Source organism: Desulfovibrio sp. An276 (assembly GCF_002159665.1).
Lineage (GTDB): Bacteria > Desulfobacterota > Desulfovibrionia > Desulfovibrionales > Desulfovibrionaceae > Desulfovibrio > Desulfovibrio faecigallinarum.
On the sequence record NZ_NFJC01000053.1, the window covers coordinates 1 to 13,441 of the forward strand.

At 52.7% G+C, this 13,441-nt stretch carries 11 protein-coding genes; 7 read left to right on the forward strand and 4 right to left on the reverse strand.

Annotated features, from left to right (window positions below; all coding sequences use genetic code 11):
• Nucleotides 1–233 precede the first annotated feature (233 nt).
• Nucleotides 234–1,436, reverse strand: a complete 1,203-nt coding sequence (locus B5F76_RS13655) for an RtcB family protein (RefSeq protein ID WP_087355538.1) — start codon at nt 1,434–1,436, stop codon at nt 234–236.
• Nucleotides 1,437–1,672: 236 nt separating this feature from the next.
• Here B5F76_RS13655 and B5F76_RS13660 point away from each other — a divergent pair, with 236 nt between their 5' ends.
• Entirely contained in the window at nt 1,673–2,440 is a 768-nt protein-coding gene (locus B5F76_RS13660; RefSeq protein ID WP_144268498.1) for a TetR/AcrR family transcriptional regulator, read from the forward strand.
• Between the two features lie 121 nt (nt 2,441–2,561).
• On the opposite strand, the gene B5F76_RS13665 is transcribed toward B5F76_RS13660, so the two are convergent.
• From B5F76_RS13665 to B5F76_RS13675, 3 genes are all read right to left on the reverse strand, one after another.
• Nucleotides 2,562–3,368 carry a MipA/OmpV family protein gene (locus B5F76_RS13665; protein WP_162608863.1) on the reverse strand — a complete coding sequence of 269 codons (807 nt, stop codon included), beginning with the start codon at nt 3,366–3,368 and terminating at the stop codon, nt 2,562–2,564.
• Between the two features lie 233 nt (nt 3,369–3,601).
• The gene (locus tag B5F76_RS13670; protein ID WP_204218425.1) at nt 3,602–4,570 is read right to left on the reverse strand and encodes a hypothetical protein; all 969 of its coding nucleotides are present in this window, start codon (nt 4,568–4,570) and stop codon (nt 3,602–3,604) included.
• Nucleotides 4,571–4,657: 87 nt separating this feature from the next.
• Nucleotides 4,658–5,962, reverse strand: a complete 1,305-nt coding sequence (locus B5F76_RS13675) for an ankyrin repeat domain-containing protein (protein ID WP_144268499.1) — start codon at nt 5,960–5,962, stop codon at nt 4,658–4,660.
• Nucleotides 5,963–6,541: 579 nt separating this feature from the next.
• Between B5F76_RS13675 and wbaP the strand changes: the two genes are divergently transcribed.
• From wbaP to B5F76_RS13705, 6 genes are all read left to right on the forward strand, one after another.
• A complete protein-coding gene (gene wbaP, locus B5F76_RS13680; protein ID WP_087355545.1) occupies nt 6,542–7,963 on the forward strand; it encodes an undecaprenyl-phosphate galactose phosphotransferase WbaP in 1,422 nt (473 codons plus the stop codon).
• 86 nt (nt 7,964–8,049) lie between these two features.
• Nucleotides 8,050–9,441, forward strand: a complete 1,392-nt coding sequence (locus B5F76_RS13685; RefSeq protein ID WP_087355550.1) for an O-antigen ligase family protein — start codon at nt 8,050–8,052, stop codon at nt 9,439–9,441.
• A gap of 36 nt (nt 9,442–9,477) precedes the next feature.
• On the forward strand, nt 9,478–10,026 hold the full coding sequence (fic, locus tag B5F76_RS13690) for a protein adenylyltransferase Fic (protein ID WP_239407074.1): 549 nt from the start codon (nt 9,478–9,480) through the stop codon (nt 10,024–10,026).
• Between the two features lie 166 nt (nt 10,027–10,192).
• The gene (locus B5F76_RS13695; protein WP_087355555.1) at nt 10,193–11,716 is read left to right on the forward strand and encodes a type I restriction-modification system subunit M; all 1,524 of its coding nucleotides are present in this window, start codon (nt 10,193–10,195) and stop codon (nt 11,714–11,716) included.
• Nucleotides 11,716–12,378, forward strand: a complete 663-nt coding sequence (locus B5F76_RS13700) for a restriction endonuclease subunit S (protein ID WP_087355557.1) — start codon at nt 11,716–11,718, stop codon at nt 12,376–12,378. Before B5F76_RS13695 ends, B5F76_RS13700 begins: the two co-directional genes overlap by 1 nt.
• A 17-nt stretch (nt 12,379–12,395) precedes the next feature.
• A partial coding sequence (locus tag B5F76_RS13705) for a restriction endonuclease subunit S (RefSeq protein WP_087355558.1) occupies nt 12,396–13,441 on the forward strand: 1,046 nt, incomplete at its 3' end.

A 13,441-nucleotide genomic window follows, 5' to 3' on the forward strand; every position in this document is an offset into this window, starting at 1 on the left:
TCTGTCATTCTCCTCTTATTTCCATATTTTCAATATGTTAATGTGGGCGAAGGTTGTGTAGTAAGTACTCCTACTGGAACACTCACATGAATTTGTCAACACGCCCTAATCTCGGAATACGGACTTGGACATACTTGAGGGACGCCGCCAAAAAACTTTGGGAGCGTCCCTTTTTGCTACCCTGATGCCCGCGCTATTTGGGCATCAGGGGGCGTCACGGACAATTGGGCCAGCTATTCGCCGGCCTTGAAGTTGTACACTGGCCGTATGATTTTCAGCACATCGGCTGTGGGGCCGATATTGTCCAGAATGTTGGACATGTCCTTGTAAGCCATGGGGCACTCGTCCAGGGTATCCTTGCCGATAGTCGTGGAGAAGACATTGGCCATTTCCTTCTCGAATTCGTCCACGGTGAAGGTCTTCCTGGCCTGGGTCCGGCTCACAAGACGGCCTGCCCCGTGCGGAGCGGAATAATTCCAGTCCTCGTTGCCCTTGCCAAGGCAGATGAGACTTCCGTCGCGCATGTTGATGGGGATGAGCAGCTTTTCGCCCTCTTTTGCCGAGACTGCACCCTTGCGCAAAATCATGGTTTCGGTGTCAATATAGTTGTGGATGGTTGTGAACTGTTCCTCCACGTGCAGATCCATGCCCTTCAGGATCTCTTCCACCATGACCCTGCGGTTGAGCACAGCGTAGCGCTGCACAATCTTCATGTCGTGTATGTAGGCCTCGAAGAGCTCGCCCGTGAGGTAGGCCAGATAGGCTGGCACATCCGAGACGCGCCTTGCCTTGATCTCCTTCAGAGTCTGCTGGATTTCCGCAGCCCTGCCCTCAGCCTTGAGCCTGTCTATGACATCCTGGATCGTCTTGTAATCATTGCCGTTCAATGCCTTGTCAGCCAGATCCTGGTAGTAGTGTGCCACTTCCAGGCCAAGGTGACGGCTTCCGGAGTGCACGACAAGGTACATGTTACCCTCGTCGTCGGTATTGATCTCAATGAAATGGTTGCCGCCGCCAAGAGTGCCAATGCTTTTTTCTGCCTTGCCAATCCTCACAAACTTGAGGCAGCAAAGATCCTTGAGCTCAATCTCGTCGCACCTCTCATGCGGCTTTTTGCGCGCGGCGAAGCCATAGGGAATCCTCTCGCGGATGACCCTGTCCAGGCGCTCGAGATCAAGCTCCCTTTCGGCAAGGCGTATGGTCTCCATGCCGCAGCCAATGTCCACGCCCACGAGGTTTGGCACTATCTTGTCGGTGATGGTCATGGTTGTGCCAATGGTGCATCCTGCACCTGCATGAACGTCGGGCATGAGACGTATGCGGCTTTCGGCAACAAATTCCTGATCGCACAATTTCTCGATCTGTTTCAAAGAGATCTCGTCCACGTTGTCCGTGAAGATCTTTGCCTCGTTGTGTTTTCCCTTGATTTCTATCATGTCTTGTGCCCGTACCCGTCCGCATCTTGCAAAAAAACACAGGGCACGGCCTCCTTGTTAGCCGCAATCCACCCTTTCAGGCGCCATAGAAGACGCCCACAGCATGTATTTCGGGATTGGGGTTGAGGGTTTTGGCGAAGGGACAATCTTTGGACAGGCGCAACTCTCAAGCCTGTTGAGGGAAGTATGGCAAAAAAACCGATGCTTGTCGATCTTTTTGCGTACTTGTGTATTTCATGCGCAGATCCTGCGCCGCACTGGAAAGCAGGGGCCAATCCTGCTACACCCTATTGAAGCCCCTCAACATCAAACGCCCCTTTGGCATGCGCAAGGACAAAAGCCCCATGCAGGAAACAGCAGACAAAAAACCCCTGTCCCAGGCCTTTGCGGACACAGCCACGCAAAGGCAGATCGAAAACGATGGTACGCATTCTCCCTCCTACAGGACACGGGAAGAGGAGATACCGCGCAGGCGCAACGCGGAAGAGACCAAGAAGCGCATCCTCGCTGCCGCAAAGGAGCTTTTCTCGCAAAAATCCTACAAGCAGGTGGGCACAAGGGACATAGCTGCCCTGGCCGAGGTCAACGTTACCCTGATACACCGCTACTTCGAGTCCAAGAAAAAGCTCTTTTCCGAAGTGCTCATGACCCTTGGGGACAATGTGGAGCACGCGGAACTTTCTAGACAAAGGGCCAGAAACCATATTGCCGACTACTTCGGAGCAGGTGTGGAAAATCGAATGAAGGAGTTGCGGCTTATACTTTTGTCCGCCACGGACGAGGAAGTCTCTGACGTTGTCTCGGATTTCTATGTCGAGCGCTTCCAGAACGTGCAGGGACTTCTTCCCGGAACCCACGTCAAGGAGAAGACCTTCTTGCTCTTTTCCCTGCTTGCCGGCATCTCCCTCTCGACGTCCTTCCTCAAGAACGAAAACATGCGCGAGCTCGACACCGACTACCTGAAGCGCTGCCTCGACGAGGCGCTGGAGAAGATCTACTCCTGATGGCGTGCTCAACTCTGTCGAGGGAGCCATTTGCGAAAAGGCCCAAGATCAACAAAAGCCCCTGCGGAGGGGGCTTTTGCGTCTCTTTCTGTCCGAAATGGGGCCAAAATCGGGACCGGGTCTAGAAGCCGTACATGAGGCCAAGGCCTATGGTGTACTTTTCCGAAGTCTCGACCATGGGGCTGTTCGTCACTTCCTTGTCCAGGAAAAGGGCCCTGAAGGAGGCAAAGGCGCTCCAGTTTTCCGTGAAGCCGAAGCGCGCCGTCACCTGACCGTATGGTGCGACTGAACCCGAGGGATCGTATTCGCTCAGGCCGCTTCTTCTCGATTCGCCAAAGTCTACGCCATAGTAGTAGTCGGTGTAGTTGGCATCATACCACTGCACGCCGACTGTGGGGATGACACTGAGTCTGCCGAGCACAATTGGGTAGGAATAGTTGCCATCCACGATCACGCCGTTGCTGTAGCCCAGAACGTCCATGGAGCCCGTGACAGAGAGAATACCGTAGGGGGAAAGCAGGCGCGCGTTCAGGCCTGCCAGCATGCTTGAGTAGCGGTCGTCCAGGCGGCGCATGGCCCAGCTGTCGCTGTTGCCGGCGTAGAAGTGCTGGGAAAGATAGGAGAGCTGGACGTTGAACTCGAACCACTCATTCTTGAAAAGGTGCAGGCCGCCGGAAACACCGCGCAGATAGAAATGCTCGCCCTCGTAACCAATGAGAGGCAGAAAGGTTCCGTCTGAGCTCATCCCCTTGTACTCATTGCTTGTCCACGATCCGCCTATGCCAGCGTTGAAGCCTGCGAGATAGGACGAAACGGATGCCCTGGCAGCCGGATCCACGGACCCGTCGTTGCGGGCAGGACTCTCGGCAAGGACAAGGCCTGGTGTCAGGACAAACAGGAAGAGAAAGAGAGCGAACAGACGGCGCATGTGAGCCTCCAGGGGCAGCGGATTGGCTTGTAGCCCTGCCAGGACAGGCATGTGGCAGAAAGAAGAGCCCTGGCAGGGCCAAAAGGAAGTATGGAATTCGCGCACTATGCAAAATCCGGGAAAAGTAGTCAAGCGATTACATAGCACTGTTTTCGGCATCCCGGGGGGAGTGTCTCCCGTCGGGGATGAAAAAATCCCCGGGGAAAGCCGGGGATCCAAAATGTGCGGGAACGCTACGGTCTTTTGCGCACAGGGCGCCTGGGGCTCACTCTTCTGGCAAGCCTTCCCGGGGCAGAGGCAAGGGGCTTGGGCCTTGCGGCCTTCTTCTCGCCGCAGCCACTCTGGGAGAGGCCGTGGTCCGGGAGTTTTTCGAAATTGTTCATGCCCCACACAAGGACCAGCACGTAGGCGCCGGCAAAGATGGAGATGAAGGTATCGTAGGGGGCCGTGGCCGAGAGGGCCAGCCGCATGAGCAGTGTTGCTATGACGTAGCCGGAATTGCGGAAGACCGCGTGGAAGCAGGGCATGTAGCGCTGCGCTATGAGCACCAGGGCAATGTCCGCGAAAATGAGCACCGTGTAGACAGTGCCGAAGAAGTTCTGCTCAACGCCGGTGTTTGTGAAGATCCACACGTCGCGCACGCCAAGGCCCACGTAGATGCACAGCAAAAAGAGCGCCAGAAGCTTTTTGGAAATCGCGTAGCGCAGGCGCATGGCAGGTTCGCGGATGTAGTGGCCGTGGGGGGAGATGTTCAAAAAGACCCTTAGGGCAATGAAGATGAAAAGCGCCCCAAGGGCGTAGGCGCCTATGTTGACAATGGGCTCCCAGTGTTTGGCAACCACTATGGGCTCTTCGAGATGGGCCAGCTCCTTGAAAGCGTTGCGCAAAAGAATGAGCGCCAGGATCTCGAACTGCTTGCCCACGGAACGCGAGAAGGAGGACGAGATACTGAAGATGAGACTTATGAGCTCAACAATGAGGATGGTGGTGAAGGCCAGATGTATGGCCCAGATGTGCTGGTTGGGCACGAGGGAGGCCACAGGCTCAGGGATGAGCCCCACGCGCTTGGCCTCGATGGAGGCCAGGCCCAGAAAGTAGATGACAAGGGTAATGAGCGCCACAAGGCGCATGGTCGCCCTGCTCTCCCACCACTCCTCGAGATGGTCGTAGACCTTTGTCAGCCCGAGTATGAATCCTGGCATATATGTTCCTGCCTTGTTGTTTTTCTTTGTGTCCTTTTGTCCTGTTGTCCAGGAATGCTCGCCTTGCGTCAGGGGCCCAGCAAACCGTCAATCAGGATTGTCTGTCAGGCCTTTTTGCGTTTCGTCGCCGCTCACGTCAAGCCCCAGGGACTTCCAGAAGTTCAGGGTTTGGGCAAGGCGCAGTCTCTCGCCGTTGCGGGTGACAGGGAAGCGCATGTCCTTGAACTCGTTTCCGGCAATGAAGAGCACATTGTCCAGAAAGACCATGGGAATCCTGATGCGGGCGCCGTCCCGGATCAGATTGCCCTCGAAATTGACCACAATGGTGCACAGCTGGCTTGCCTTTGTGTTGAGTACGTCAAAGCGCGCAAGGGACCAATGCGTGCGGGTAAAGTGTGCCTCCAGAAAGTCCTTCAGGGTGATGCTTCCCTCTCCATTGGGGTTTGGCAGAAGGAAAAGCTGGCAGTTGCTCACGAAGATCTTCTCGTAGAGCTCCCTGTTTGCGCGATAGTGGCTCTCTATGGAGTCCGTGCCAAGGCCGTGCAGCATGAGCAGGCGGATGAAGTCCAGGAAGCTTGCAAGCTCGAAGCGGTAGTCCGAATTCCAGACAGCCTCGTTCCAGGTGTAGACCCAAAGGGCCCAGGCTATCTCCAGGGCGTTGACACCGGAAGAGAGCCTTTGCGAAATGTCCGCGCCCTGGCGGATGAGGTAGGAGGCAACCTCCGTGTTTCCGGTCACTGCCGCAAGATGCAAAAGGCCTATGCCCGAAAGCCCCCTGGTGCTTTCAAGGGGCCCCAGGATGTGCTCTGGCCCGTGGAGGTGGCGCAATATCTGCCTGTCCACCTCTGCTCCGAAATCCCCGGATTTGAAGGTGGATTTGACGCCGTAGGGCCCCTTTTGCAAGAGAAGCTGCAGGGGATAGCTTGTCCTGTAGCCCTCGTTGCTGCGAAACTGGGCTGCCTCTGCCAAAAGGTCCGGGGTAACCGGATATCCGGACTCAAGAAAGAGGAGCAGCACTGCCTCCTTGTCGAAGAAGCGCGCAAGGGCAGTGCTCTTGCGACGCCCATGCAGCAAATCGTCGTCCACAAGCAGGGCACCCTTGCGAAGCAAAACACGCAGGGTGCGCAGGGCTGCCTGACCGCCGTCCTTGTCGCTCTCGGGCTTGTACATCTGCACTGCGTAGTCGAGCATGCGCGAGACACAGCGGCTGCGCGTAGCGTCCGCAAAGGCCACGCACTGGTTCACGTCCGCGCCAAGGGCTATGGCAAGCTCGGCCTTGCCAGCGTCGGATTGGGTGATGGCGTAGAAAAGATCCCTCGAAGCTGCGTTGACCTTTTCCTGGCGCTCGGTCTCCTCAAGGCGTATGGCTGCCTCCTCCCAGGTCTCGGCCAATGCTTCGCCCGAAAATCCGCAAAACGGGAGGGGTGTTGGGGCAAGCAGAAAAAGAACCAGTATCGCAAGGACCAGTGTCCGGGACAGAAGACACAAGCATGCCGAAGGTGTAAAAGCCCCCTCATGGCGTCCCTTCCCCGGCATGGAGAGGTATGGTGTGCAATGTACCTGCATGGTTCTCATCAAGGCTGCCCTTCCCGAAATATTTGGGATGACGAATTCGAAGCGCAGGAACCCTAATCTTTCGCCATCCTGCGCGCAAGTGGCATATCAGCCCTGTTGCGAACAAGCGCCCTTAGGGGATGCCGCAAATGTTTCTCAAAGTCTCTCCAATAGCCCGGATTGAGGCCGGTATTTGCGCATCGCAAGAGTTTGGACACCTTGTAAATGAACGCCCTGTCGTGTATGAAGGAAACCGGGTTGTACAGGCCTTCACGTCCTGCCAGAAAAAAACAAATGCGAGGCGTGGGGCTTTTCCCGAGCATACGTCCAGTACCGACCCGGATTGCGGGTCCATTCCCAACACGGCAGGAAAATCCGGCCTCATGGCCCTTTCCCGCAAACCACCCATTCTTGTCAATGCCCCATCCTGTCCTGTCAAAGTTGCGCCGCGCAAGCTCTGCCCTGGGTTTCAGCCCGGACAAGGTGCTCTACATACTCTCGGATTTTTTCTGCCTCACAGGCTCTGTGGCCCTGGCCTACCTTGTCCGCATGCTGGGCGGAGACTACCTCATCCATCCGAACACCATCTCCACGGTCTTCACCCTGCTCCTCTTCTCGCCTGTGGTTGCCCTGGTCATGGGCCTCTACACAGCTACCCTGATGCAGCCCTCCCACGTGGTGCTCTACAGGCTCTTCTGCTTTGTGACGGCCATCTTCTCCCTCATCTTCGTGGTTCTCTTCTTCTCGAAGACGGGGTTCTTGCATTCGCGCGCGGTCTTTCTCATAGCCTGGGTCTTTGCCTGCATTGCAGTGCCATTGGGCCGCCTCTATGTGGCCAAACTCTTTTGCAGGCGCGAATGGTGGGGCGCCCCCCTGGTTTTCCTCAACTACACAAAGGCCGGCAAAAACATCTGGCACTATTTGCGCAAGCATCCGGAAAAGGGCTTTCGTCCTGTGGCCTTCGCAGAGCTGGACGATCTTGTAGCGAATCCGGACAACAGGCAATTCGAGGAAATACAAAAGAAATTCCCGGGCGCTGTTGCCATGATCGTGACCGGCATGAAGAAAATCGATCACACAACGCTCTCCAGGGTGAACACCTATTTCAGCCGCATCCTCATCATGCCCGCAGCGGAGGACAACGAGCCCATACTTCACTTTCTGGTGAGCCCCTATGTGCTGGACACAACCACGGGCTTTTTCCTGCAGCAGAGGCTGCACGACAAACGGCGCCTTGCCATCAAGAGGGCCATGGACCTTGGCCTGTGCCTCATGGGTTCGATTGTCATCCTGCCCCTTGTGCTTGTCCTGGCACTTCTCATCCGCCTCGACAGCAAGGGACCCGTTTTCTACAAGCAAAGGCGCATTGGCCGCGGGGGCCAGGAAATCTATGTGCACAAGTTCCGCACCATGGTGCCCAACGCGGACGAAATCCTGAAGGACTACCTTGCCAGGAATCCGGAAATGGCCAGGGAGTGGGAAGAGGACCACAAGCTGCGCCACGACCCGCGCGTAACGAAGATAGGACACTTTTTGCGCAAGACGTCCCTGGACGAGCTGCCCCAGCTCTATGACGTTGTTCGCGGCACAATGTCCCTTGTGGGACCAAGGCCCATAGTCGAGGACGAAAGGGCCAAGTACGGCTCTGTCTTCAACGACTACATCCGCGTGCGGCCGGGCATAACGGGACTTTGGCAGATATCCGGACGCAACGACACAAGCTATTCCAGACGCGTGGACTACGACTTCTACTACGTGTCCAACTGGAACGTCTGGCTGGACATCTGGATTCTGGTGCGTACTGTGCCTGTTGTTCTCTTTGGCAGGGGAGCGTATTAGAAAACAAGGCAAGGGGCCCAAAAGTCCGGATATCCAAAAAAGCCGGAACTGTCTGCCCCTGCGCACCCAAGGGCCCGGGGGAAGACATGTCCGAAAACCAAAGCACACACGTTACAAGCCAGGGAGGAAGCGTGCGAGAGCAATTGTCCGCCTTTTTTGCCCTCAGGCACACCAACCCTGCCCTTTTCTGGCAGAGGTCTCTCTTCTGGACCTTCTGGTTCCACATGGCCTTCTTCGCAGTGGGCTACGGCTTTCGCGAGGTCATGCCCATCCTAAGCCTCATCTGCCTTGTGATGTACTACCGCTATTCCTGGAAGGAAAGCGTGTTGCGTACCCTGCCGGTGAAGCCGCTCTTTGCAAGCCTGTGGATCATGATGTTCATAGGCGTGGCCTTTTCCATAGACTCCTGGGAGAGCTTCCTTGAGGTGGGCTCATCCTTCAACAAGGGCCTCATCCTGCCCTTCATAGCCATGGAGTGCGTGAAAAGCCTGAAGGATCTGAAAAGACTTGTGGCAGCCCTTGTGATTTCCTTTTTCTGGGTGGGCCTAAGCGGCATCTGGCAGGCCATCACGGGCTTTGACTTCCCCATGGGCTATCCCACCCATGCAGGAAGGCTCACGGCAGCCATTGGCGACTACTGCGTCGGCAACTACCTCTCCCTTGTGCTGATTCCGGCCCTTGGGGTGTGGTTCATTTTCCGGGAACTCTTCACCTTCAAAAAGTCCCTGGTACTGCTTTGCGTTGTGCTTGCGCCAGGCCTTTTCACCCTCTACGGGGCAGCTGCACGCAGCGGGCTTGTGGCCCTCATGGCTGCTGCCCTTGTGTGGTGGGCCCTTGTCATGCGCTTCTGGCGCTGGAAGGTTCTTGTGCCGGCAGTCCTTGTTCTCGGGCTTGCGGGCCTTCTGTTCTTCCACGACGCGTCCGGCCGCATGAGCGTGCAGGCCTTCCAGGACAACGGGCGCTGGGATCTGTGGGACTTTGCCCTTGCGATATTGAGGAACTGGCCCATCTTTGGTGCTGGCGCGGACATGTACAACACGGCCTTCCGCTCCCTGGGACTTGTGCCAACCAAGGATCTCATCACCATAGAGCATCCCCACAACCTCTATCTGGACATCCTCTGCTCTTCGGGGCTCGTGGGGGCGAGCTTCGGCTTTTTCTTCCTCTTTGGCATGCTCTGGTGGCTTGGCAGAAAACTTTTGCCAAGGCTGCGTGCAATTGCGGATCACTTCGGGGAAAACGCAGCGCAAGAGGCGCAAAGAAGTGACGCGGACATTCCCGGAAGGACGAGTACCTACTGGCAGATAACAGGCCTCTTTGCCCTTGGCTACCTTGCCTGGCTCGTCAATGGCGTCACAGGCCACGAATTCTACCGCATGTGGTGGCTGGCCCAGGCCATGCAGGGCCTTGGGGTGGCTCTTGGAGCCATTGTGATGGGCGAAAGGTGCGCGAAAGAAGAAGGGGCCGAGAACTCCTGACATGAACGGAGTCATGCAATAGGGAGCGAACAAGACGTGAAGCTGGACGAACAAAGTCTTATCAGGGCTAAACGCCTGTTCGAAAGTGGCGACATCGACCGGATGGAAGTCGGCACAATAAAGGATCTTTGCGCTATACACAGGTATCTTTCCGAGGACCTGTACGATTTTGCGGGTCAGATCCGCAGGATGAACTTTGCCAAGGGCAACTACCGTTTCGCCAACTGCCTGTATCTGGAAAGCACGCTGGCTGCCATTGATAAGATGTCCGAAACGGCTTTTGAGGAGATCATCGCAAAGTACGTGGAGATGAACGTTGCCCATCCATTTATGGACGGAAACGGGAGAGCTGCTCGCATCTGGCTGGACATGATCCTCAAAAAACGCCTTGGGAAGGTGGTCGACTGGCAAAAGGTGGACAAGGCCAGATATCTGCAGGCCATGGAGCGCAGCCCCGTCAGCAACCTGGAACTGAAGGAGCTTCTTGAGCCATATCTGACAGATCGGATAGATGACCTCGATATGATTCTCAAGGGCTTGGAACAGTCGTATTACTATGAAGGCCATAGAAATGAACTGCCATGAGATGCTGAACCCTGATATGGAACAGTGTTTGCTCTCGCAGAAGGCGCAAAAGAGAAGCCTGCCATCTTAACGGCTGCATGAGCAAACAGGGTTACCGTATTGCGCAATTGTGTCCAAATGGTATAGGACAGCACTACATTATTCTCTTTAAACCAATGAGGAATCCATGATTACAGGCGCCATCAAGAACAAGGTCGATCAAATCTGGCTCGATATATTTTCCGCCGGACTTGCCAATCCCCTGACTGTCATTGAACAGCTTACCTATCTGATGTTCATCCGCTCTCTGGATGCCAAGGAGCTGGAAAACGAGAGACTGGAGACACTCGGCATTCCCGTCAGCAAAATATTTCCGCAAACGTCCTCAGGGCAGTCCATGCGATGGAGCAAGTTCAAGCATCAGGCTGCCCAGCATATCTTCGACATTGTCTCGCAACGTGTGTTCCCGGCCATCAAGGCCATGAAGGGAGGCAAGCTCCCGGATTTTGACGAACGGGGAGAACTCATCGAACTGCCAAACGCAGACGGAGACTCTGCAGAAACAGCCTTTGCCCGTTTCATGAAGGATGCAGTGTTTCTCATGCCAACGCCGCAAGTCCTGCAAAAGGTCATCACAGGTCTGGACGAGCTGTACGAGCATGACCTTGCTGGGCTCGACATGCAGGGCGACTTCTATGAGTACATGCTCAGCAAATTGTCTACTGCGGGCCGCAATGGACAGTTCCGCACACCAAAGCACATCCGTGATATGATGGTGGCACTCCTTAAGCCTACCCCGGACGACACCATTTGCGATCCAGCCTGTGGCACTGCGGGCTTCCTCATCTCGGCTTCCGAGTATATCCGCTCCAAATACGAAAGCACCATGACGCCTGAGCAGTGGGAGCATTTCGCGGGACCGGCTTTCACTGGCAATGATACCGATCCTACCATGCTGCGCCTGTCAGCCATGAATCTTATGCTCCACTCCATCGACAAACCGGACGTGAGCTACAAGGACAGCGTTTCAAAGGAAAACACCGTTTCTTCCAAGTACACCATCTGCCTTGCGAACCCTCCCTTCAAGGGAACTATCAATGCCACAAATATAAGCGACAACCTGAAGGCAGTCACCAACACCAAGAAGACGGAACTGCTCTTTCTTGCCCTGTTCCTGAGGCTATTGAAGAAGGGTGGGCAATGTGCCTGCATTGTCCCGGATGGCGTACTTTTTGGTAGCAGCAAAGCGCATGTGTCCATCCGCAAGGAAATCGTGGAAAACCACCAATTGCGGGCAGTCATCTCCATGCCATCCGGCGTGTTCAAACCATATGCTGGCGTGTCCACGGCGGTTCTGGTTTTCACAAAGACGGCAGCAGGTGGCACGGACAATGTCTGGTTCTACGATATGGAGGCTGATGGCTTCTCCCTGGATGACAAACGCTCTCCGATAGAGCAAAGCGACATTCCGGACATTGTGGCGCGTTTCTCCAACCTGGAGGCCGAGAAAGACCGCTCCCGCACGGAAAAGTCCTTTTTCGTGGACAAGGCCGAGATTGTGGCCAATGGTTACGACCTCTCCATCAACAAATACAAGCAAGTGGAATACAAGCCTGTGGAATATCCTTCCACTCAGGAGATCATGGCCGAATTGCATGAGCTGGAAATGCAGATCTCAGCAGGGCTGGGCGAGTTGGAGGAGATGCTGTGATGAAAAGGGTAAAGCTAGGAGATTCCTCTATTGCAGAAATTTTTTCTGGGCAGCCAGCTCCACAAAATATAAAATTTGCTTCTTCTGAAGGTTTCCCTTTTATTAGAGCAAAAAGTCTTGAATTTTTATGCTCAGGAGGCTCTGAAGAGCAGCTAGAGCATATAGATGTAAAAACTGCAAAAAAATATAAATTACGACTTTTTCCTGCTAATACGGTAATTTTTGCTAAAAGTGGTATGTCTGCCAAAATTCCTCGAGTTTATAGATTAAAAGGATATTGCTATCTAGTTAGTCACCTTGCAGCTATAATTACTCACAAAAATTTAAGCTCTAAATATCTAGAATGTTATCTTAAATATAATCATCCCAGTTCTTTAATTTCAAACGATTCATATCCTTCAATTCGTTTGAGCGATATCAAAGAATTTGAAATTTGTTTCCCTGAACTTCATGAACAACAAAAAATTTCAAAAACATTGAATTTAATCAGTTCATTGATAGAGATGCGTAAAAAGCAAATCTCCAATCTTGACCATCTCGTCAAATCCCGATTTAAGTGTGGTGGTCGAAAGCTGGAGAATACCAAACAGAGAAATATTCCTAGTCCCTACGGCAAAGCACATGTAGCTATCTACCAGTATCCCCAACTTATTGCAGGATGAAGGGGAGGTGAGGTGGCATGAAAAAATTTACTCTTGGTGATGTATGTCAGAAGGCTTCTTCTAACATAGCTCAGAAAGATTTATTAGAACGCACAGGTAAATACCCAGTCTTTGGAGCAAGTGGTTTTATTAAAAATATAGATTTTTATCACCAAAAAGAAGAATATATTGCTATTGTAAAAGATGGGTCAGGTATTGGACGTACAATGCTGCTACCAGCATACTCATCAGTAATTGGAACAATGCAATATTTAATTCCCACAAAAAAATATGATATTGATATTAGATATCTATATTATGCCATATTATATATGAATCTTTCCAAGTATTATAGTGGATCAGCAATTCCACATATTTATTTTAGAGATTATAAAATAGAGCCAATCAATATTCCTTGTATTAATAAACAAAAGAAAATTTCAAAAAAATTAAATTCAATTGATGTTTTAATAGAATTAAGGAAAAAACAACTATTAAAATTAGATATTCTTGTCAAATCCCGATTTATCGAGATGTTCGGGGATCCGATTACTAACAATTTAGGATGGGAACAAGCAGAACTATGTGAAGCTACTAACAAAATTGGCTCAGGAGCAACACCTAGAGGAGGTAAAGTAAGTTACTCAAAAGAAGGAATTGCATTAATTCGAAGCATGAATGTACATAATGGAAGATTTGAATACAAAGACTTAGCACATATTACTGATGAACAGGCAAGACGTCTTGATAATGTAATAGTTGAGGAAGATGATGTTTTCATAAACATTACTGGCGCTTCTGTAAGTCGATCTTGTATTGTTCCTAAAGACGTTCTACCTGCTAGAGTAAATCAACACGTTGCAATTATAAGATGTATTTCAAACAAACTTCATCCTATATTCGCAAATATAATGTTTCTACATGACCGTTTTAAGAAATATTTACTTGATATCGGGGAAAATGGTGGGGCAACACGTCAGGCAATCACCAAACAGCAATTGGAAGCATTAACCGTCATACTTCCCCCAATAGATCTACAAAATCAGTTTGCCTCCTTCGTCCAACAGGTCGACAAATCAAAATT